The organism is Chryseobacterium sp. B21-037 (genome assembly GCF_028570785.1).
Lineage (GTDB): Bacteria > Bacteroidota > Bacteroidia > Flavobacteriales > Weeksellaceae > Chryseobacterium > Chryseobacterium proteolyticum.
The window spans coordinates 4493267-4513927 of the sequence record NZ_JALGCB010000001.1; the positions used below are offsets into that span (position 1 = coordinate 4493267).

At 35.9% G+C, this 20661-nt stretch carries 18 protein-coding genes and 1 tRNA gene; 12 read left to right on the forward strand and 7 right to left on the reverse strand.

What is annotated here, in order from left to right:
• Positions 1–40 precede the first annotated feature (40 nt).
• Positions 41–1075 (forward strand): NAD(P)/FAD-dependent oxidoreductase, encoded by a 1035-nt coding sequence (locus MTQ00_RS20155; RefSeq protein ID WP_273650779.1) that lies wholly within the window; start codon positions 41–43, stop codon positions 1073–1075.
• A gap of 66 nt (positions 1076–1141) precedes the next feature.
• Positions 1142–1486, forward strand: a complete 345-nt coding sequence (locus tag MTQ00_RS20160) for a SemiSWEET transporter (RefSeq protein ID WP_273650780.1) — start codon at positions 1142–1144, stop codon at positions 1484–1486.
• On the opposite strand, the gene MTQ00_RS20165 is transcribed toward MTQ00_RS20160, so the two are convergent.
• Together MTQ00_RS20165 and MTQ00_RS20170 are read right to left on the reverse strand one after the other, a co-directional pair.
• Positions 1446–1880, reverse strand: a complete 435-nt coding sequence (locus tag MTQ00_RS20165) for an META domain-containing protein (RefSeq protein WP_273650781.1) — start codon at positions 1878–1880, stop codon at positions 1446–1448. The genes MTQ00_RS20160 and MTQ00_RS20165 overlap by 41 nt on opposite strands.
• Positions 1881–1925: 45 nt before the next feature.
• Positions 1926–2318 (reverse strand): hypothetical protein, encoded by a 393-nt coding sequence (locus tag MTQ00_RS20170; RefSeq protein WP_172283888.1) that lies wholly within the window; start codon positions 2316–2318, stop codon positions 1926–1928.
• A 377-nt stretch (positions 2319–2695) separates the two neighbouring features.
• Here MTQ00_RS20170 and MTQ00_RS20175 point away from each other — a divergent pair, with 377 nt between their 5' ends.
• The 4 genes from MTQ00_RS20175 to MTQ00_RS20190 all read left to right on the forward strand — a co-directional run bounded on the left by MTQ00_RS20175 (position 2696) and on the right by MTQ00_RS20190 (position 8948).
• On the forward strand, positions 2696–3079 hold the full coding sequence (locus tag MTQ00_RS20175; RefSeq protein ID WP_172283890.1) for a hypothetical protein: 384 nt from the start codon (positions 2696–2698) through the stop codon (positions 3077–3079).
• Between the two features lie 143 nt (positions 3080–3222).
• Positions 3223–4305 carry an efflux RND transporter periplasmic adaptor subunit gene (locus MTQ00_RS20180; RefSeq protein WP_172283892.1) on the forward strand — a complete coding sequence of 361 codons (1083 nt, stop codon included), beginning with the start codon at positions 3223–3225 and terminating at the stop codon, positions 4303–4305.
• 22 nt (positions 4306–4327) lie between these two features.
• Positions 4328–7519 carry an efflux RND transporter permease subunit gene (locus tag MTQ00_RS20185; protein WP_273650782.1) on the forward strand — a complete coding sequence of 1064 codons (3192 nt, stop codon included), beginning with the start codon at positions 4328–4330 and terminating at the stop codon, positions 7517–7519.
• Positions 7500–8948, forward strand: coding sequence for a TolC family protein (locus tag MTQ00_RS20190; RefSeq protein WP_273651082.1), 1449 nt, complete (start codon positions 7500–7502; stop codon positions 8946–8948). The genes MTQ00_RS20185 and MTQ00_RS20190 overlap by 20 nt, the downstream gene beginning before the upstream one ends.
• A gap of 205 nt (positions 8949–9153) precedes the next feature.
• Here MTQ00_RS20190 and MTQ00_RS20195 read toward each other — a convergent pair whose 3' ends face one another.
• The gene (locus tag MTQ00_RS20195) at positions 9154–9384 is read right to left on the reverse strand and encodes a hypothetical protein (protein WP_172283897.1); all 231 of its coding nucleotides are present in this window, start codon (positions 9382–9384) and stop codon (positions 9154–9156) included.
• A 283-nt stretch (positions 9385–9667) separates the two neighbouring features.
• Between MTQ00_RS20195 and MTQ00_RS20200 the strand changes: the two genes are divergently transcribed.
• The 3 genes from MTQ00_RS20200 (at position 9668) to MTQ00_RS20210 (ending at position 13848) form a co-directional block, all read left to right on the forward strand.
• Entirely contained in the window at positions 9668–11398 is a 1731-nt protein-coding gene (locus tag MTQ00_RS20200; protein WP_273650783.1) for a helix-turn-helix domain-containing protein, read from the forward strand.
• Positions 11399–11495: 97 nt separating this feature from the next.
• Entirely contained in the window at positions 11496–13028 is a 1533-nt protein-coding gene (locus MTQ00_RS20205; protein WP_273650784.1) for a M20/M25/M40 family metallo-hydrolase, read from the forward strand.
• A gap of 121 nt (positions 13029–13149) precedes the next feature.
• Complete coding sequence (locus MTQ00_RS20210; protein WP_172283902.1) at positions 13150–13848, forward strand: hypothetical protein; 699 nt, start codon at positions 13150–13152, stop codon at positions 13846–13848.
• A 109-nt stretch (positions 13849–13957) separates the two neighbouring features.
• On the opposite strand, the gene MTQ00_RS20215 is transcribed toward MTQ00_RS20210, so the two are convergent.
• Both MTQ00_RS20215 and MTQ00_RS20220 read right to left on the reverse strand, forming a co-directional pair.
• Positions 13958–15061: a DUF4861 family protein gene (locus MTQ00_RS20215; RefSeq protein WP_273650785.1), complete on the reverse strand. Its 1104-nt coding sequence runs from the start codon at positions 15059–15061 to the stop codon at positions 13958–13960.
• A gap of 11 nt (positions 15062–15072) precedes the next feature.
• Positions 15073–16263, reverse strand: coding sequence for a glycoside hydrolase family 88 protein (locus MTQ00_RS20220; protein WP_273650786.1), 1191 nt, complete (start codon positions 16261–16263; stop codon positions 15073–15075).
• Positions 16264–16572: 309 nt separating this feature from the next.
• Between MTQ00_RS20220 and MTQ00_RS20225 the strand changes: the two genes are divergently transcribed.
• The 3 genes from MTQ00_RS20225 to MTQ00_RS20235 all read left to right on the forward strand — a co-directional run bounded on the left by MTQ00_RS20225 (position 16573) and on the right by MTQ00_RS20235 (position 18959).
• On the forward strand, positions 16573–17304 hold the full coding sequence (locus MTQ00_RS20225; RefSeq protein ID WP_273650787.1) for a hypothetical protein: 732 nt from the start codon (positions 16573–16575) through the stop codon (positions 17302–17304).
• A gap of 390 nt (positions 17305–17694) precedes the next feature.
• Entirely contained in the window at positions 17695–18426 is a 732-nt protein-coding gene (locus tag MTQ00_RS20230; RefSeq protein WP_273650788.1) for a hypothetical protein, read from the forward strand.
• A gap of 233 nt (positions 18427–18659) precedes the next feature.
• Complete coding sequence (locus MTQ00_RS20235) at positions 18660–18959, forward strand: hypothetical protein (RefSeq protein WP_172283908.1); 300 nt, start codon at positions 18660–18662, stop codon at positions 18957–18959.
• Between the two features lie 493 nt (positions 18960–19452).
• Here the strand turns inward: MTQ00_RS20235 and MTQ00_RS20240 are convergent.
• Together MTQ00_RS20240 and MTQ00_RS20245 are read right to left on the reverse strand one after the other, a co-directional pair.
• Positions 19453–19539: transfer RNA gene (locus MTQ00_RS20240), tRNA-Ser, on the reverse strand.
• Positions 19540–19593: 54 nt separating this feature from the next.
• Positions 19594–20610 carry an asparaginase gene (locus MTQ00_RS20245; protein ID WP_172283910.1) on the reverse strand — a complete coding sequence of 339 codons (1017 nt, stop codon included), beginning with the start codon at positions 20608–20610 and terminating at the stop codon, positions 19594–19596.
• Positions 20611–20661: the final 51 nt, after the last annotated feature.

Sequence of the window (20661 nt, forward strand, 5' to 3'; positions counted from 1 at the left end):
TTATACAAAACCTGAGTATTTTTACTCAGGTTTTTTTATTATGAAAAATGTAGACTATATTATTGTAGGGGATGGATATGCCGGGCTTTTTTTTGCCCATCAGTTAATACAGAATAATAAATCATTTATTATTTTTTCCGAGAAAAAGAAAAGTGCTTCACAGGTCTCTGCAGGAATCATTAATCCTGTGGTATTAAAGAAATTTACAACGTTCTGGTTAGCTCAGGAACAAATAAATACTCTAAAAAGAACCCTTTTAGAAATTGAATCATATACAGGGAGAAACTATTTGATTGATAAGCCTATTCATCGGGTTTTCCATGATGAGAATGAACAAAAGCTTTGGGTTAAGAAGTCTGATCATTTAGAATTACAAAACTTTTTGAATAAGGAGTTTCAAAGTTTAGAAGGAATTAATAATCCTTTTAGTACGGGAATCGTTAATCAATCTGCGAGATTGGATGTCAGTAACTTTTTTAACGATTTTTTCAATTATTTTGAGGACAAAGGAAATCTTATCAATGAGAAGTTTGATTATGATAGTTTAGATGTGTCTGGATCCGAATATAAAGGAATTCGTTTTAAGAATATTGTTTTTTGTGAAGGAATGGGGGTAATGAAAAACCCGTACTTTTCAGACATTGCTGTAATTCCAAACAAAGGGCATCATATTAGGGTCAAATTATCAGAAAAAATTTCAACTGCCGATACCATAAAGAAGAAACATTTTTTATTTCCCATTGATAATGGACTTTATTTTTATGGTGGCACATACGATCGTGAGCAATTGCATCACGAAATTGATGATTCTGCGGTAGACCAGCTGTTAAGAGGGTTATCTGAAGTATATCCTTACGATTTTAAGATACAGGAAGTTAATTTTGGTTTCAGGCCGACTGTGAAGGATAGGAGACCTATTATTGGGAGTCATAGTGAATATTCCAATATGTATGTTTTCAACGGATTGGGGGCGAGGGGAATATTAAACGGATGTTATTTTTCCGGAAGTTTGTATCAGCTTATAGAGAAAGGAATTCCTTTACCTGATGAAGTTGCCCTTAAAAGGTTTACATAATACGTGTATGTTTTTCGTTACCTAATTAAAAAATTAGTATATTCAGGATATGTGAATTCTATAAAAATGAATGAAAATATTCTTGGTATTGTGGCAGGTGTGCTCACTTCTGTATCGATGGTTCCTCAGCTGATAAAAGTTCTTAAAGAAAAGAATGTTGAAGATATTTCATGGATCATGCTTCTGGTTCTTATTTCCGGTTTGTCTTTATGGGTGTGGTATGGATTGCTGAAGGATGAACTTCCCATTATTTTATCCAATGCATTTGCTGTCGTGCTGAATGTGGTACTTTTAATCTGTTATATGATCTATAAAAAAAATAAAAGGCACTTTCTCATGAAAGTGCCTTCTTATCTGTATACATTTCTATTTATTCTTGTAGGGAAAATTTTGCCAAGGGTGCCATTTTAGCTTTATTAAGACTCAGGATTTTGCCATTTACAGAATAATTATCTGCAGCCAATAAAGCCTTGGTAAAACGTTGTTCTATTTCCAGATCATCACAAGCCATCATGGTAGAAATCCCCTGATTGAACTTGATACGCATAATGTCCTGTTTGATTTCAAAAGTACCTCCCAGACCATTACATCCAGCGTTTCCTTCGTACCGCATGTCAGTCATATTCAATTTGAAATAAGGATTATTTTTCGGGTTTTTTAGCTGTATAGGCTGACCGTTAATTTCAATCAGTTTCCAAGTTTTTCCGGTAATATCATTACTGTTCTTATCGGCTGTTTTTGCAGTACAGCATATCGCCAGGATAAGTACAGAAAGTATTAAGACATAGTTGTGTAGTTTTTTCATGGGTATTGTTTTTAATTAAAGCATCTGATTTTTAGTTTGACAAAACTAATATGATGCCATTTTGCTGGCAGTGGCACCTTTCTTTTCCTGTTTGTGGTGGAACAAGACCATGTCAACATTTCTTTTTAGAAAAGTTATATTTCCTCTGATATTAGAATACTGATACTCTGGATTGGATGCAGTATAATCTGGCAGATCTTTGTTCTTTTTAAGTTCGTAAGATTTACCATCAAGGTGAATAACAGCCGTATTATCTGTATTATTAATTGCGACTTCTATTTTATCTCCATAATTGTCTGTAAAAACTTCTTTGGTAATATCATCTGTTTCTACAGGTTGAGAGGCGATAACTTCGGGTTCTTCTTTGGCTGAGCTTTTACATGCTGCTACGGAAACTACAGCGAGAACAAGGATAATAATGTGAACTATTTTTTTCATAAGTATTTGTGATTAGGTGTTTCATTGGTTACTTGTTTGTGAACTGTAAAATTACAAAATATTTACGGTGTATTTGTTAATTTTTAATAAATTAATTAAATATTCATATCAATAGTATGGAATGCATCTTTGTTTCGGAAATGGTTATTTTTATTTTTTTTAACGATTGTTTCTGTTTTACGGAATTATTTGTATTGGCAATCTACACTGTATTTCCCATTAGAAATGATGAAAAAACCTGTTGTAATCTCAGGTATCTGGATGCCGGGAATCGAAAGAAAATAAATCAATTCCGATGATTGATATTTGTGAGTGAGTTAAATTTTGTTAATCTGTATAAAAATATTCAAATCTAAGCTTACCTTTGCCACTTCAAAATGAGAAACTATATTGTGTATTTTTTGACGAGTCTATTTCTGCTTTTCATAGTGGAAAGCAAAATCAATGTCAAAACATTACATAACCATCTACCTGTTTCTCATCATTTACCTAAAAAAGCCAATCGTTTAAATCAGACCTACGATAAATTATCGATCCAGCAAATGCCGGATGGTGTTGATAATTCTTCTTTAGAGCTTACAGAAGAAGATTTTCAATGGTCGGATAGTGTTCAGGATGCTATTCTTTTTGTGGGCGTTTTCGGTTTGGTATATTTCTTCGGACTATTTAATTATAAAAAATTAAAAGCCCGTATTCAAGGATTTGTTTCCAATTATTCCTCTGTAAAAAAGTTTATTCTGATCCGATCTATCAGAATTTAAAATTCATTTTTCAATGTATGATTCTACTCTGATTACAGAGTGGAGCAGTATGCGTTGTGCTTGTTGGTAGTGGGCATAGCGTTCTCTCTCAATTACCATTTCTATTCTATTAAAACATTAACGATTTATATAATTTCAAAATTATGAAAAGAGCTGCCTCGGGCATTGCGCTAAGCACCCTCTTGTTATTTGTTGGCTGTCACAACAAAAAAGAAGAAAAAGAAGAAGTAACAACCTTTCCGGTTACGTCTCCGGTAAAAATGGATACTGTAATCAACAAAGAATATGTTACGCAAATCCAATCTGTAAAAAATATCGAAGTCCGTGCACAGGAGAAAGGATTTCTTGAAAAGATCTACGTGGACGAAGGTCAGTTTGTTCACGCAGGACAGACTTTATTCCGTATTATGCCTCAATTGTATCAGGCTGAATTAATGAAATCCAAAGCTGAAGTGGAACAGGCCAATATTGAATTAAAAAATGCAAGTACATTAGCCAGTAATAATATTGTTTCAAAGAACGAACGAGCAATGGCAAAAGCTAAGCTTGATGCTGCTAATGCAGAAATGAGACTTGCCCAGATTCATTTATCATTCACCGATATAAAAGCTCCGTTCTCAGGAATTATTAACAGGATTCCATTGAAACTCGGAAGTCTTGTCGATGAAGGAGATCTGTTGACCAGTTTGTCTGATAATACCAATGTTTACACTTATTTTAATGTATCAGAACCCGAATATCTGAATTATCAGACTCATGCCGCAGATAGAGGAAGTAAAGAAGTAACTCTTATTATGGCTAATGGAGATGCACTTCCTCAAAAAGGAGAGATCCAGACTATAGAAGGGGAATTTGATAATGAAACGGGGAATATAGCCTTCCGGGCAAAGTTTCCCAATCCTGATAAACTTTTGAGAAATGGAGAAACAGGAAAGGTAAGAATGACCCTACCGCTCAGAAATGCTTTAATTATTCCACAAAAGGCTACTTATGAAATTCAGGATCAGAAATATGTGTTTGTCGTTGGCAAAAATGGCGTATTAAAATCCCGGAATATAAAAGTGGCTTATGAATTACCTGATCTGTATGTTGTGGCTTCAGGCCTGGCAGCAGGAGAGCAATTTCTCTTAGAGGGCGTTCAGAAAGTGAAGGACGACCAAAAAGTAAAAGTGAAATTCCAGGATCCGCGGAAAGTAATTCAATCATTGAAATTAAAAGCAGAGTAGTGTACTCGTAAAATGAAGCTGTATGTTTAAGAAATTCATTCGCAGACCTGTTCTGTCTATCGTAATCTCATTGATTATTGTGTTTATGGGAGTTTTATCACTTGTTAAGCTGCCCATAACACAGTTCCCGTCCATTTCTCCGCCTAAAGTAAATATTACTGCGGAATATCCGGGAGCAAACAATGAACTGTTAATTAAATCTGTAGTTATTCCACTGGAAAGAGGACTCAATGGTGTTCCGGGGATGAAGTATATGACTTCTGACGCTGGAAACGACGGAGAAGCCTCCATCCAGGTTGTATTTGATTTGGGAACTGATCCGAACGTTGCAGCAGTAAACGTTCAGAACCGGGTATCTTCAGTGGTTAACAAACTTCCTCCATTGGTTGTCCGAGAGGGGGTGAAGATCACACGTGAAGAGCCTAACATGTTGATGTATATCAACCTCTATAGTGATGATCCCAAAGCTGACCAGAAGTTTCTGTTTAACTATGCGGACATCAATGTAATGTCTGAATTGAGAAGGGTAAGTGGCGTTGGTTTCGCTGATATCCTGGGAACCCGGGAATATGCGATGCGTGTCTGGCTAAAACCGGACAGATTAACAGCCTACGATATTTCAGCAGACGAAGTAATGGAAGCTTTGAATGAGCAGAGTTTAGAGGCTTCACCGGGGAAAACCGGAGAAAGTTCGGGAAAACGTTCTCAATCATTTGAATATATTCTAAAATATCCTGGTCGTTTTAATAGTGAAAAAGACTATGGAAACATTATCCTTAAGGCAAAGTCAGCCGGGGAGTTTGTAAGACTGAAAGATGTAGCCGATATTGAATTCGGAAGTTCAATGTATGATATTTATTCAACATTGAATGGTAAACCTTCCGCGGCAATTACAGTGAAGCAATCTTACGGATCCAACGCAAGTGATGTTATTAAGAATGTAAAAAACCTGATGGCTGATCTTCAGAAAACTTCTTTCCCTAAAGGAATGCATTATGACATCAGTTATGACGTATCCAGGTTCCTGGATGCTTCGATTGAAAAAGTGGTTCATACCTTATTTGAAGCTTTTATCCTTGTGGCGATTGTGGTGTTTCTTTTCCTTGGTGATTGGCGTTCAACATTGATTCCGGCCTTAGCGGTTCCGGTGTCATTGGTAGGAACATTTGCCGTAATGTCTGCATTTGGGATCACATTGAATATGATTTCACTTTTTGCGCTTGTAATGGCGATCGGTGTAGTTGTGGATGATGCCATTGTGGTTATTGAAGCCGTCCACGCCAAAATGGAAGAAAAAAATCTTTCACCATTAAAAGCAACGGAAGAGGCGATGCATGAGATCAGTGGAGCGATTATAGCAATCACTTTGGTAATGGCGTCTGTATTTATTCCTATTGCATTCATGTCAGGACCTGTAGGTGTTTTCTATCGTCAGTTCTCTATTACGATGGCTTCTGCAATTATACTTTCAGGGGTTGTGGCATTGACACTGACTCCGGCTTTATGTGCTTTAATTTTAAAGAATAATCACGGAAAGGCAAAAAGAAGAACTCCGATTACGATATTCCTGGATAAATTTAATGGGTTATTTACTAAAGGAGCCGGGAAATATGAAAAGTTACTGAATAAGACCGTAACGAAAAAGATGTTTACGCTTCCTTTGTTGTTAGCTTTTTGTTTATGTACATTCTTTTTAAGCAATTCACTTCCATCAGGGTTTATTCCTAGTGAAGACCAGGGGATGATCTATGCTATTATTCAGACTCCTCCGGGATCTACTTTGGAAAGAACAAATCAGATAGCAAAAGAACTTTTAAGAGAATCGGAAGATATTGATGGAGTACAGTCTGTTTCTTCCCTTGCTGGTTATGAAATTCTAACAGAAGGAACAGGATCTAACTCCGGAACCTGTCTTATCAACCTCAAAAGCTGGGAAGATCGTAAAGAATCTGCCGCAGAAATCATTGAGAAACTAGAAGAAAAAGCCAAAAATATTCCGGGTGCCAATATTGAGTTTTTTCAACCGCCTTCTATTCCGGGATATGGTGCTGCCGGAGGTTTTGAGCTTCGTCTCTTAGATAAAGCGGGTAGCGGGGATTACCATAAAATGGAGCAAGTAAGTAATGACTTCGTTAAAGAGCTAAAAAAACGTCCTGAACTTGGATCAGCGTTTACCTTTTACTCGGCAAGTTTCCCGCAATATATGTTGAGGGTTGATAATGACCTGGCGGAGCAAAAAGGAGTGACTATTGCCAATGCAATGGATAATTTATCAACATTGATTGGTTCGAACTATGAAACCAGTTTTATTCGTTTTGACAGACCTTATAAGGTAATCGTTCAGGCAGGGCCGCAATATCGTGCATTACCAACTGATTTATTGAAGCTATATGTTAAAAACGATAAGGAGCAAATGGTTCCATATTCAGATTTCATGAGGCTTGAAAAAGTATATGGATTATCTGAGATTACAAGACATAATATGTATAATTCCTCAGAGGTAAGTGGAACCCCAGCACCGGGATACAGTAGTGGACAGGCGATCAAAGCCATTCAGGAGGTTGCAGATAAAACTCTACCGAGAGGATTTGGAATCGACTGGGCAGGTATCTCCAAAGATGAAGTAAGCCGTGGAAATGAAGCCATATTTATTTTTCTTGTATGTCTTGGATTTGTATATCTTATTCTTTCTGCACAATATGAAAGTTTCATTCTTCCTTTGCCGGTAATTCTTTCTCTTCCTACAGGGATATTTGGAGCATTTTTATGCCTGAAACTATTAGGGTTGGAAAATAACATCTATGCTCAGGTGGCAATGGTAATGCTTATTGGTCTCTTAGGGAAAAATGCCGTATTGATTGTGGAATTTGCCGTACAGAAAAAGGCAGAAGAAGGAATCTCTGTAGTGAAAGCTGCTATCGAGGGAGCAACAATCCGTTTCCGTCCTATCCTGATGACCTCATTTGCGTTTATTGCCGGATTGATTCCGTTGGTAATGGCAACGGGACCGGGAGCAGTCGGAAACAGAACAATCGGAACTGCAGCAGCAGGAGGAATGCTGATAGGGACCATTTTTGGATTAATGATTATTCCTGGATTATACTATATTTTCGGAACGATTGCTGAAAAGTCCAGGCTGGCAAGATATGAGGAAGAAAATCCTTTAACAGAACAAACTGAACCTTACGAACATGATGGAAAATTTGAAGACTAAATCAATACTTACAGCCATAGCATTATCCCTTGTTTTATCAAGTTGTAAAGCACCTATGGCGACTGTTATAAAAGACGAGGTAAAAGAAAATGTACCTCAGAACTTTGGAGAAAATGATCAGCAGGATGCTAATACCAACAGTGGGACAACTCCATGGAGGCAGTTTTTTACTGACCCAAATCTTGTAGTGCTGATTGAAACCGCCCTGAAAAATAATCAGGAGCTGATGATTACCTTACAGGAAATTGAAATCGCAAAAAGCGGAGTTCTTTACAAGAAAGGTAAATTGAGTCCTACAGTAGAGGCAAAACTGGGAGCGGGGTTGAAAAAATCCGGACGTTATACCAGTGAAGGAGCAGGAGATGCAACTACGGAGATTGAACCCGGAAGAGAAATGCCTGATCCACTGGGTAATTTTGAAGGAGGATTAATGGCAAACTGGGAGATTGATATCTGGAAAAAACTACGAACAGAAAAAGAATCTGCTGTAGCCCATTATCTGTCTACAGTAGAAGGAAAGAATTTTGTTCTTTCCAGCCTTATTGAAGAAGTGGCGGACAATTATTATGAATTGCTTTCACTTGACAACCAGTTGGATATTATTCAGCAGTACATCAAGCTGCAGGATAAGGCGTTGGAGATTTCTAAAATCCAGAAGGAGGCTGCTGCGGCAACAGAACTGGCTGTAAAGAAATTTGAAGCAGAATTGGCTAAGTCCAAGGCAACGGAATATACAATCCGACAACAGATCACTGAAAAGGAAAATGAGATAAATGCTCTTTTAGGAAGATTTCCACAGCCGATTGTAAGAACTAAGGAAAGCTTTATGTCTACAATTCCTCAGACCGTTTACACCGGTATTCCATCGCAATTATTAGCCAATCGCCCAGATATCAAACAGGCTGAATTGGAATTAAAATCTGCAAAACTGGATGTGGAAGCTGCGCGAAAAGAATTTTATCCTTCCCTTGAGATCTCTGCAGCGCTTGGACTGGAAGCTTTCAAACCTTCTTATCTGGTAAAAATGCCCGAGTCTATCGCTTATAATCTGGTAGGAGAAGTAGCAGGGCCTCTGATTAATAAAACTGCGATTAAAGCTAATTTCCAGACTGCTGATGCAAAACAGATACAAGCATTGTATGAATATGATAAAACTATTCTGAATGCATATCTGGATGTTGCTAATCTGATGTCGAAAGTTAAGAATATTGATCAGTATTATAAGCTGAAGTCTGAGGAAACCCATGCACTAGATCAATCTATTGATATTGCCAATCAATTGTTCAGAAATTCAAGAGCAGACTATCTTGAAGTATTATTAAATCAAAGAGATGCTTTAGATGCCAAAATGGAATTGGTAGAAGCAAAAGAAAAACAGCTGAGTACAGTTGTTGATATTTATAAGAGCTTAGGCGGAGGCTGGAAGTGATTATAAATCTTTAATGTTTTTTTAATAGAAGGGGGGCTGTCGTCAGACAGCCTCTTTTTTGTTTAAAATATCAATTAAATTTCCATTAAAAAGGGCCCTGTAATATGCCGGGCCCTTTGGAATTTACCTGCAATTTGCAACTAAATTATATATAAACATGGTTGTTAGTTCGTTGTAATCAACATTCAGGAATGCTTTCTTCCTGTTATGGTTGTGTTTTCCAGTGTGTTCCGTTTTTTACAGGAGGATCTGTTTTTGCAACCAGTTTTCCTTCTACCGTCTTTGATTGCTTGTCACTAGCAATTTTAAGCCCAGTGGCATTATTCTTTGCCATTTGAAAGTCGTTTTCATCATCCTGTCTGCAAGCTCCTAAAGTCATACAAACTGCCATAGCAATTATTAATGGAAAGGTTTTTAATGAGATAATCTTTTTCATAAAATTTCAGAGTTAAAAGGTTATCCCGGCCAGGTTTATCATTCAGAATTCTGAGTCCGAAATTATAGGCATAAAATGATAAAAAAAAGTACTTGTTGTCTCTATTCGGCAATTAAGACGTCCTAATTCATAAATAAGGACAATGTTAAATATTTGATTTTCAATTGTTTATTTAAAGTTTTAATGTGTCGAAAACCAAGGGGATTAAATCATAATTGTTTAATAGGAATTAAATGATTTTATGTATTTTTGGTTTATAAATATGGTTTGTTAAATATTCGAAGTGATAAAAAAACTGCTTTTTATACTCGTCTTAGTAATTTTTAAATTATCCTTTTCTCAGGAAGGATACAGTGACTATTATAAACTCCGGTTGAAATACGAAAACTTCGAAGAAAATAACACTCAGGCGTTTCCATATATTCAACCTTATATTAATAAAGCTAAAAAGGAAAAGAATTTTGAAAAGCTTGTTCAGGGATATAAGGATGGAGTATTCTATTCCTCTTCCAACGAACAGAAGCTTATTTATGCAGACAGCACGGTATGGGCTGCTCAGCAATCCGGAGATAAAGATCTCATAAGTACTGCTTATCTAGAAAAAGGGGTTGTTTATTACTATCATTACAAAAGGTTCCAGGCAGCATTGAATGAATATCTGCTCGCTTACGAATATTCGAAGGATACGAAAAATGATTTCCTGAAATATCAGAATCTGTATCATATAGGTGTTGTAAAAAGTTATTTAGGATATTATGAGGAGGCCTCAAAATTATTTGAACAATGTATCGCCTATTACGGACCGAAATCAAAATCCGGATTGCATCCTAATGAAGTGTATAACAATAAAAAGGGTTATCTCAACAGCTTACATCAATTGATTATCTGCTACCGTAATTTACATAAGCCGGATCAGGCAGATAAGGCTATCCACACTGGATTACAGCAGGTAGGTGCCAATGGTGAATACTCGCAGGAGAAAGGCTATTTTCAGCTTGCAAAAGGAATATCGGAATTTGACAGAAAAGATTATATAACGGCTGTCGATGATTTGAAACAGTCGGTTTTTCCTATGAAGAAAAGCGGTGATTTTGCACGACTATCCGTAGGATATTTTTATATAGGGAAAAGTTTAGCCGGATTAAAAAAGGATACAGAGTCTATTGTGTATTTTAGGAAAGTTGATTCTATATTTCAAAAACATCAATTTATTCTTCCTGATCTTAGAGAAAATTATGAAATCCTGATCAAGCATTATAAGGAAGAAGGGAATCAAGGCGAGCAATTATATTTTACCGGTCAGCTTTTAAAAGCAGACAGTATTATTTCGAAGGATTTTATTTATTTGTCGAGTAAAATTCATAAAGAATTTGATACCAGGACTTTGCTTGAAGAAAAAAGTAAACTGGAGAAAGCCAATTCCTGGGGCAATATTATTATAGTAAGTTTAATTGTTCTGGCGATTATACTTACCATCCTTCTTGTCATAAGATATAGAAGAGAAAAGGACATTCAGCAGAAATATATCCTTTTGGAGGAAAAATTCAGTTTACATCAAAATTCAGTACCTGAAAAATCATTGTTGAATATAGATGCTGAGGAAAAGAAAACCGGATTAGATGAAAATAAGGTAGAAGAGCTTCTCACCAAGCTGAAAATATTTGAAGCAAAAAAAGAATATACTCAAAAAGGTCTTACCATTCACAAACTGGCCGGGCAGTTGGGAACCAATTCAAATTATCTTTCTCAGGTGATCAATGATTGTAAAGGAGTTAATTTCAATAAATATCTAAGCGAGCTCCGGATCAATTACATAACAGCACTTCTATTTGAGAACAAAGAATATCTTAAGTACCGCATAGAAACTTTAGCAAAGGAGTGTGGTATCGCATCCAGACAGAATTTTTCAGATTTATTTTATGAAATTAATGGGATCCGACCAACGGATTTTATCCGCAAAAGAAAACAGGAACTAGATAGTAAAAATAGTTTCTCGGCATTTAATCCTGCGTAAAAAAACATCTACTTCATATCCATATTCTGTTTTGAGTTTTTTTAATAGGAATATCTTTGTTATATTTATTGAAAAAGCTATCACAAAACAAAAGATCATGAAAAAATTCCTTTTAGCAATTGCAGTCATTGTCGTGGTGATCGTTGCGGTATTGCTGATCAAGACATTTACGTATCCGTTTAAAAAAAATAATCTAAGTTCTGTTCCGGAAACAAAATGGGTTAAAAATGATTCTGCCATCCAAAGGTTCTCAGGTGGAATTAAAATACCTACAGTGTCAGCGGGTGATCTGGATGTTTTTGATTATGCTCCATTTGGACAATTCAAAGAATATCTGAAAAAATCATATCCTTTAGTCTATCAAAACACAGAAAACTATGAAGTTAATACCTATGGATTAGTTTTTAAATTAAAAGGAAGCAAACCTAATCTGGAACCTATCCTTTTTTTATCACACATGGATGTAGTGCCTCCGGGCGATGCTGATATCAAAAATAATGAACAAAATGTTTTCAGACCCGATGATAAAGCTTTACCCGCTGTAACCAAAGTAGCAGAAGATTGGGATTTTTCCCCTTTTTCCGGGGCGGTTGCGAATGGAAGAATTTATGGAAGAGGAGCGATCGATATGAAAGGAATGCTGTTTTCCCTGATGGAATCTCTTACCAATATGATTAAAAGCGGAACAGTTCCTCAACGCGACATTTATCTAGCTTTTGGGTTTGATGAAGAAGTAGGAGGACGAAAAGGAGCAAAACAGATCGCCGAGGATTTTAAGAAAAAAGGATTGACGTTTGATGCGGTTTATGATGAAGGTGGATTGATCCTGGAAAAAGGAGGGATTAAAGGAATAGATTCTGATGTTGCCGTAATCGGTTGTGCTGAAAAAGGATTTTTTTCTGCAAAAATAAAAGTGAAAGGATTGGGAGGGCATTCCTCAATGCCACCTATGGAAAGTGCCATCGGTAAAGCTGCTGTTATCATGCAAAGATTGGAAAAAGATCAGATGAAGCCAACCATCACTCCTCTTATTAAAGAGTTTTTTGATAATATTGGCGGAACAATGCCATTTGCAAATAGATTGGCTATTTCTAATCAATGGCTTTTAAAATCCGTGTTGCTTTCACAGTTGGCTAAAAACAATTCCACCAATGCTTTGATACGCTCTACAACAGCTCTTACCATGATGAAAGGGAGTGACGGAACTAATGTACTTTCCCCCGAAGTTGAGTTTGTGGTTAATTTCAGATTACTTTCAGGCAATTCTGTAAAAGATATAAGAGATCATATTGCTCAGGCGACCAAAGGTTTTGATGTAGAAGTGGAAGAGATTGACAATACCAGAGAGGCTTCTGCGATATCACCGACGAATGTTAGGGCATATAAAGTGATTGAACAGGGGATTAAGGAGGTTTATCCTAATTCTTTAGTCACTCCTTATCTTACCATTGCCGGAACAGATGCTTATAAATATCAGATTGTAAGTAAAAATATTTACAGGTTTATGCCTATTAAGATTACTGATGCTGAAAAACAAAGCATTCATAGTACTAATGAGTATATCAGTATTGAAAATTACATGAAAATGATTCATTATTTTGAGTATATCATGAAGAATTATGATAAGTGATTCATACGTATTATAGCCTGTAATTGATCCTGCTTCAAATTTAAATTTTTACTAAAAAAATATTAAACGTCAAGTTTTGACGCTTTACTGAAATAGCTTTGTCTTATCAAAATATAAAGCTATGGAATTGCCTTTTTATTTAAGCTATAAAGAGTTTGAAAATAATTATTACAATAATCTTGAAAAGTGGTTTGAAGAGCATCTGAATACCAGTGAAACTGATTTTTTGAAAAGTCTTGTGGATATGTATTGTCCATATCTGTATTACAACTTCACTCATGACAGGATTCAGGCTGATGCATCTATTCAAATCAAAGATTGCTTTTTCCCATACCATGAAAAAATTGGCTTATCTTTTTGTACCAACTGTGAAAATGATACAGAGAAGAAGCATAAAAAGCAAATGAACCATGTATTTGAATGGAGAACAATAACAATGATGGAATATGCGCAACATATTCTTGATAAAATAAACCGGTATTTTGCTAAAAACGAGATCTCTCCTAAAGATAAAAATGTTCTAGATTATATTAACAGTCGTGAAATCATTACTTTTAAAGATGGAGCGGGATATTGTGTGAATTACAATCAACATCAGAAAACTATTTCTTTTTTAAAGGCTTACCTTCCTTGCCATGGGCAAACTGTAAATATTGGAGTTTATCGTGATTTTATTTTTTCTGTTGTTCAGATCGCTCAATTTATCGATCGGAAATTAAGAGCTGTACAGGCTACAGAAATGACTATTTATAATAAGCTGAAATCAGATGCAAGATTCAAGGTACAAATGAGCCATCAGTTTCTTACCATGTGTAACTAATTATACAACCGACACCAAAACATTCATTATAACTCAATTATGGTTTGATTGGTATTTGATACTGATCAAACAAACAAATCCTGATTACATGATCAGGATTTTGTTTTTATTATTGGGTTATCTGTATAGGATGTTTTAATCTGAGAGAAAATTCCTGAAGGTAATGTAGCCAGTTTTTACCGGAAGTAATTTCACCTGCTTTATCCCAGACAGCACCCGTATAAAAGGTAACGGCCTGATTGCTTTTTACATTAGTTTCCGAGCCCAGATGTTTATTCTTATCAATAATAAGGTTATTGCTGTGAGGGTATAGAATGGCGCTACCTACAGTTCCGTTTTTTGAATTCTCAGGCCAGTAAGCAGCCAGCTGATTATCCTGGTCGATGATTTTTTGACCCTTACCATCCCAATGAACAATACCGGTAAAAACAGGGAGGGTCTTTTTTCCTTTAAACTCATACCTAATGACAGATTTGTTAAGTTGTGAGCCTGCATCCAGACTGATCCTTTTGAGTGCGGAAATTTCATAGCCGTCAATTTTTACTTGGGGATAAGTGAGTTCAAATGTAAATCGAAGAGGACCTTCTTCAATGATTTTGTAGGAAGTATAATTTCCAAGATAGGCAAAATTATTATTTATAAAAGGAAGAACATCACCCGCTCCCAAAGTATGGCCCACCTGAAAAAAGTCCAACCCATCTCCATTATCCTGATGGTAATTATTGAGTTGATACCATTGGTTGATAATCATTTTGTTGGTTCTTTTTGTCCAGGCGTCCATTCCCCAACCGTTTTGTTCAGGAACTTTTTCCAGTTCTTTTCCATACATACGGAAAGCGATCTTCTCGTTTTCCCATGCAAAATCTCCAAGACGTTCGGGTACAAATCTTCCGTACACTTTAGGCTCAAAATGCTGTGGTGAAGATTTATAAAACTCTATTTTTTTTATTTCGCCAGCCCTAAAGTCGCTTTGAATAAGAAGGTCGCCGTTGGCCAACCACTGATAGGGGAGCTCCTTTTTGGAAGATGCATCATTAATGGTAAAACTTTGACCGGTAAGAACCCTGACTTTTTTTAAAGGAATTTCTACGGACTCCATATTTCGGGGAATCGTAAGACTGTTTTTTAGCTCTAATTTTAATAATATGGATTGTTGGGCATGCATGAAAGATACACAATGTATCATTACTAAGCCCCATAATGTTGATTTCATGAATTTCCGGTTTATTGTAAATACCAATCTTTATATCGTTTCAATGCTTCCAGAAAATAATAATCAGCATAGATTAACGGGACATCGATTTCTGAATGGAGTGGTAGTCCACCTGTACTATGCATGAGGAGAAAGCCACCATTCGTTCCGGCTTTTGCCTGATAATGATCTCCTGATAAGCTTACTATCATTTGCCGTGCATTGTCGACATAGTTTTTTCTTTCATCCGCTTTTACATACTGTCCTAATTCCAGTAAGGCAGATGCGATAATTGCAGCAGCGGACGCATCACGGGGAACTTCAGGAATTTTTGGATCATTGAAATCCCAAAAAGGAATCTTGTCCTCCGGTAAATTTGGATTATTCAGAATAAATTTTGCGATATGCCTGGCCTGGTCAAGATATGCTTTATTTTTAGTAAAGCGGTACATCATGGTATAGCCATATAAGGCCCACCCTTGACCTCTTGCCCAGGCAGAAGCATCTGAATAGCCCTGAAAGGTTTTTTTACCGAAAACTTCACCTGTATTGACATTATAATCAATTACATGATATGAGCTGTAATCGGAACGAAAGTGATTTTTCATGGTAGTATTAGCATGGGCGATTGCAATCTCTTCTAACTTTTTATTTCCTCCATTTTGGGCTGCCCAATTGAGCATTTCCAGGTTCATCATATTGTCAATAATAACAGGACCTTTAAAGTCTGCCATTTTATCCCATGACAAAATAGCCTGCATTCCCGGCCGGAATCTTGTGGATAATGATTCCGCTGAAGTAAGAATGATATCTTTATATATAGGATTTTTAGTGATTCTGTATGCATTGCCGAAGCTGGTGAACATCATAAAGCCTAGATCATGATCTCGTGTAAATGTTTTATTAGGCTCAATCAGCTGTAATCTCTTTTCTGCTTCTTTTCTGATCTCAGGATCTCCTGTCTGTTCATAAATCATCCATAATGATCCGGGATAGAAACCTGAACACCACCATGTAATATCTTTTGTGGTTACTTTATCAATAGACGCATTATAAGATTGAGGCATTTTATCCTGTGGTATGCTTTTCATTAGCTTCTTGTATTGCTTATCTGCGAGCTGAAATTCATTCTGAATTAGCTCAGACATTTGCTTACTATTCTGTGCAAATGCTAAGCTTGTGATGGTCAGAAATAAGCCTGTTGTTATGTTTTGTAAAATCATAGATTATGCATATTCGAAGTACAATTTAATTAAAATTTATAGAAAATATTCAAAATCCGCATTATGGATGATGTTTGAAAAATGTTTTATAAGATTAATTACGATGAAAATGATGGGTTATTTTATTTGAAATAATTTATAACTTATTTATTTTGAAAACATTTGATTTATTTTTTTAACTTTGAGTTAGCGATAGTGGAATATTCTTATAAGAGTACATTAGGCAGACAGATTAAGATTGTATCATGTTTTTTATCAGGTTCTTAAAATTGAATTATTTATATCTAATCTTTTAAAACCAATCAAGTTATGAGAAAAACTATTTTATTTTACTGTTTATGCCTACCAATGCTTTATTTTTCACAGGTTGGTATCGGTACAACTAACCCTCAGGCAGTTTTACATGTTGACGGAGCAAAAGACAATGCGGTCACAGGCGCCCCGACTGCAGCTCAGGAAGCTAATGACTTTGTTGTTACCGCAGCGGGAAATGTGGGAATAGGAAATGCCAGCCCACAAAGATCATTGGATGTAGATGCCAAAAATCAAAGCCTTAGAATCCGGAATTTAATCAGACAAGTACCTTCAAGTTTCGATATACTTACAAGGGATTTGGCTACAAGCGATGTTGTAGCTACGTCTTATAGTTATACCGAAGCTGTAACTGTGGCGGCTGGAGCCAGTGCAACAGTTACAGTACCCTCTACGGTGAATATTGCTACCGGTCTTTTCATTGTAAAATCTACAAATGGATGTGCAAGAGCTATGATTACAACCTTTGTATATAATGGCTTGTCTCTCGGATATGTATCAGGAGTCGCAAGAGATAAAATTGGCAATCCCACTATTGCTCCGATTGCTCCTTCTGCCAATACTTCGGGAACATGGAGTGTAGTATTTCCCAATGTAACCAATTGTGCTGATGGAGGTACGGGAACGCAATTCGACTTTACTGTTATGAAGGCTACAACTGACTCTTACACGATTACTAATAATGGTAATGTATCCAGAACATACCAATTAACGGTTAGTCGCTTATAAGATAAGTATGCATAAATCCCAAAACAAAAAAACATTGAATTTCAATGTTTTTTTGCTTTTTTTGGATGTTTCCCGGTATTGCCAGGTTTATGGTCATGTATTCAAAGAGCTTGTATCAGCTGTTTTTTAGGCGTGGCTACAGTGGTTTATCAATCTTTGTAAAAGTATAGCTGATACTATTTTATTACAGAAAATACACTAATCTTGTTGGTGAATTATTATTAACTATAATGATAACTATGCTGTAAGTTTTTCCTTAATTTTAGCTATATTATTGATATTATCCTCATTTAGAAAAAGGAGAAGTTGAATCAGGTTTTTTATGGATTTAAAAATATATATTTGTCCTTACATACAAACATATTTTAATTCTAAAAACACAATCAAATTATGAAAAAATCAATTATTCCCTTCTGTTTATGTTTTTCAATAGCTTATTATGCACAGGTTGGTATTGGTACTAAAAATCCTCAGGCTATTTTACATGTAGATGGGGCAAAAGACAACGCTGCTACCGGAGTTCCAACCACAGCCCAGCAAGCCAATGACTTCGTTGTGACTGCTACAGGAAATGTAGGTATCGGCAATGCAAACCCACAAAGATCACTGGACGTGGATGCCAAAAATCAAAGTCTTCGAGTGCGAAACCTGATCAGACAGGTACCCTCGAGTTATGATATTCTGACAAGAGATCTAACTACTGATGATGTTGTTGCGACGTCCTATAGTTATACTGATGAAGTAACTGTAGCTTCAGGCGCAAGTGCAACTGTGACAGTGCCTTCAACAGTTAGTATAGCTAGCGGGCTTTTTATTGTAAAAGCTACAAATGGGTGCTCAAGAGCTATGATTACAAGTTTTGTATATAATGGTTTATCTCTTGGATATATATCAGGTGTAGCAAGAGATGTTGTAGGAAATGCTACCATTGCTCCTATTGCTAGTGGTGCTTCTGGTTCAGGAACGTGGAGTGTCAAATTTTCCAATGTTTTCGCTTGTAGCGATGGAGGTAATGGGACACAATTTGACTTCACTGTTGTGAAAACAACAGCTAACTCTTATACGATTACTAATAATGGTAATGTATCCAGAACATACCAATTAACGGTTAGCCGCTTATAAGATAAGTATGCATAGAATACCCCAAAAAAACATTGAATTTCAGTGTTTTTTTTGTTTTGTGTTTTTGAAAAATAAAACGTTTCCAAAGATAATCAAGTTTTTGGTTGGGCATTCACAAGAGGTTTTTAACTTTTTGCTCTTTATTTTGATTAAATTATTTTTACTAATCTTTTTAGGCTTAATAAATTTGGCTTGTTTTATGTAATATATATCACAGTTTAAAAAATAAAAAAATGAAAAAGAAATTATTTGGCTTATTAGCTTTTGTGTTGTTCGCTACAGCTATTAATGCCCAAGAGACTGTAAAAAAAGAAGTTAAAAATGTAGGTAAAGCCATTGAGAAAGGAGCAAAAGCAACTGGGGAGGGTGTGAAAGATGGTGCTAATTGGGTAGGTAAAACAGCGACCAAAGGTGCAAAAGCTACTAAAAAAGGAGTTAAAAAAGGTACAAAATGGGTTGGTAAAACAGCCACGAAGGGAGCCGATGCGGTTTCAGATGGTTATAAAGATGTGAAAGCAGATTTAAAGAAATAATTTTTTCAGAAAAAATAAGAAAAAGCGACTTCAGTAATGATAGTCGTTTTTTTTATGGTCTATATCTTTTGAATTAATTCTCTTTATTAAGGGCGTGTAGTTGTTGGTTCACCCCCGATTAATATTTTATTTAGGCTAGAAATTATTACAAAAAAGGAGCCTTTCAATTGAAAGACTCCAATCCAGTATTTAAAAAAATTTTAAAAAGTGTTTTTGCGTAAAAGCTTCCCGGGGCAGGGAAGCTAATTTAACTTGATGAAATTTATCAGTTGGAAAACTAATATTCGAATATACTAAGTGTGAACAAGCTTTTTTATGATCGTGATCATAATATTAGTTGTATTTTGATAGTAATATCTGTTGTGTAAAAATTATGTAAAAACGAAGTATTAAGTGCTGTTTTGTATATATAAAGCTCTGAAAACAAAACTATAGAAAAATAATGATGTTGTATGAAAAAAAATAACGTACTGATTTTCAGTACGTTATTTTGCAGAAAGGAAGGGATTCGAACCCTCGATACAGTTACCCGTATACTACCTTTCCAGGGTAGCTCCTTCAACCACTCGGACACCTTTCTGTTTGAGATTGCAAAAGTAATGTATTTTCTTGAATTTACAAATAATTAAAGCAATTAGTCTGTAATTTCTCCACATAAACTCTTTGAAAAGTTTTCTGCAAAGCTTCCCTGATATTTAGGATTGCCGACTAAATGCATCGCTTTTGTTATTGCAGTTTCTGCGGTCATATCTTTTCCGCTTATGGCACCAATCCTCGAGAAAATATTGCTGTTTTCATATTTTCCAAACGAGATTCCTCCTGAAATACACTGACTTACCACTACGATTTCAGTTCCGTTATTTCGGATTTCCTCAAGTGTCTGTTGTGTTTTTTCGCTGCTGAAAATAGTTCCGGAACCAAAAACCTGAAGAATAAGGACTTTCATTTTGGGAATTTCCTTGAAATGGCTTAAGTGCATTCCCGGAAAAATTCTCCAGAATAAAATATCCTCGGAAATATGATCATCAACGTGAAACTCCACATTCTGATCACAGCGGTGAAGGTTATCTTTGATGATATTAAGGTGAACCCCGGATTGACCCAGAATAGGGTAGTTCGGACTTGCGTATGCATCAAAATATTCTGCGGAGTATTTTAATGTCCTGTTTCCTCTCAATAGTTTATACTCAAAATAGATGGCAACTTCCTGAATAACAGGTTCGTTGTTTTCATATAAACTGGCATAATATAAACTTGTAAGCAGATTTTCTTTAGCATCGGTCCTGAGATCTCCAATAGGAAGTTGTGAACCGGTAAAAATAACCGGTTTTCTCAGTCCTTTCAACATAAAACTTAGTGCAGAAGCCGTATAAGACATGGTATCGGTTCCGTGAAGAACCAGAAAGCCATCATAATGATCATAATTTTTATGAATATAATGGGCAATGATTTTCCATTCTTCCGGTCCCATATCTGAAGAGTCCAGAGGTTTTGCAAAAGGATGGACGAAAACTTCACATTCCATAAGTTTCATTTCCGGCATTTTTTCAAAGATATTTCCGAAATCAAATGCTCTAAGGCTTCCGGTTTCATAATCTTTTTCCATTCCAATAGTTCCACCAGTGTATATCAACAGGACTTTTCGTTTCATGTATTACTTTTTATTAAGAAGTTGAACCTTGTGCAGGTTTATAAACTCAAA

What these genes read in the sequence shown, in the direction of transcription:
- MTQ00_RS20205 (WP_273650784.1), top strand. Translation starts at nt 11,496, where the DNA reads ATGAAAAAATTCCTTTTAGCAATTGCAGTCATTGTCGTGGTGATCGTT.
- MTQ00_RS20180 (WP_172283892.1), top strand. Translation starts at nt 3,223, where the DNA reads ATGAAAAGAGCTGCCTCGGGCATTGCGCTAAGCACCCTCTTGTTATTT.
- MTQ00_RS20185 (WP_273650782.1), top strand. Translation starts at nt 4,328, where the DNA reads ATGTTTAAGAAATTCATTCGCAGACCTGTTCTGTCTATCGTAATCTCA.
- MTQ00_RS20170 (WP_172283888.1), bottom strand. Translation starts at nt 2,318, where the DNA reads ATGAAAAAAATAGTTCACATTATTATCCTTGTTCTCGCTGTAGTTTCC.
- MTQ00_RS20220 (WP_273650786.1), bottom strand. Translation starts at nt 16,263, where the DNA reads ATGATTTTACAAAACATAACAACAGGCTTATTTCTGACCATCACAAGC.
- MTQ00_RS20155 (WP_273650779.1), top strand. Translation starts at nt 41, where the DNA reads ATGAAAAATGTAGACTATATTATTGTAGGGGATGGATATGCCGGGCTT.
- MTQ00_RS20235 (WP_172283908.1), top strand. Translation starts at nt 18,660, where the DNA reads ATGAAAAAGAAATTATTTGGCTTATTAGCTTTTGTGTTGTTCGCTACA.
- MTQ00_RS20210 (WP_172283902.1), top strand. Translation starts at nt 13,150, where the DNA reads ATGGAATTGCCTTTTTATTTAAGCTATAAAGAGTTTGAAAATAATTAT.
- MTQ00_RS20245 (WP_172283910.1), bottom strand. Translation starts at nt 20,610, where the DNA reads ATGAAACGAAAAGTCCTGTTGATATACACTGGTGGAACTATTGGAATG.
- MTQ00_RS20195 (WP_172283897.1), bottom strand. Translation starts at nt 9,384, where the DNA reads ATGAAAAAGATTATCTCATTAAAAACCTTTCCATTAATAATTGCTATG.
- MTQ00_RS20215 (WP_273650785.1), bottom strand. Translation starts at nt 15,061, where the DNA reads ATGAAATCAACATTATGGGGCTTAGTAATGATACATTGTGTATCTTTC.
- MTQ00_RS20165 (WP_273650781.1), bottom strand. Translation starts at nt 1,880, where the DNA reads ATGAAAAAACTACACAACTATGTCTTAATACTTTCTGTACTTATCCTG.
- MTQ00_RS20160 (WP_273650780.1), top strand. Translation starts at nt 1,142, where the DNA reads ATGAATGAAAATATTCTTGGTATTGTGGCAGGTGTGCTCACTTCTGTA.
- MTQ00_RS20175 (WP_172283890.1), top strand. Translation starts at nt 2,696, where the DNA reads ATGAGAAACTATATTGTGTATTTTTTGACGAGTCTATTTCTGCTTTTC.
- MTQ00_RS20190 (WP_273651082.1), top strand. Translation starts at nt 7,500, where the DNA reads ATGGAAAATTTGAAGACTAAATCAATACTTACAGCCATAGCATTATCC.
- MTQ00_RS20225 (WP_273650787.1), top strand. Translation starts at nt 16,573, where the DNA reads ATGAGAAAAACTATTTTATTTTACTGTTTATGCCTACCAATGCTTTAT.
- MTQ00_RS20230 (WP_273650788.1), top strand. Translation starts at nt 17,695, where the DNA reads ATGAAAAAATCAATTATTCCCTTCTGTTTATGTTTTTCAATAGCTTAT.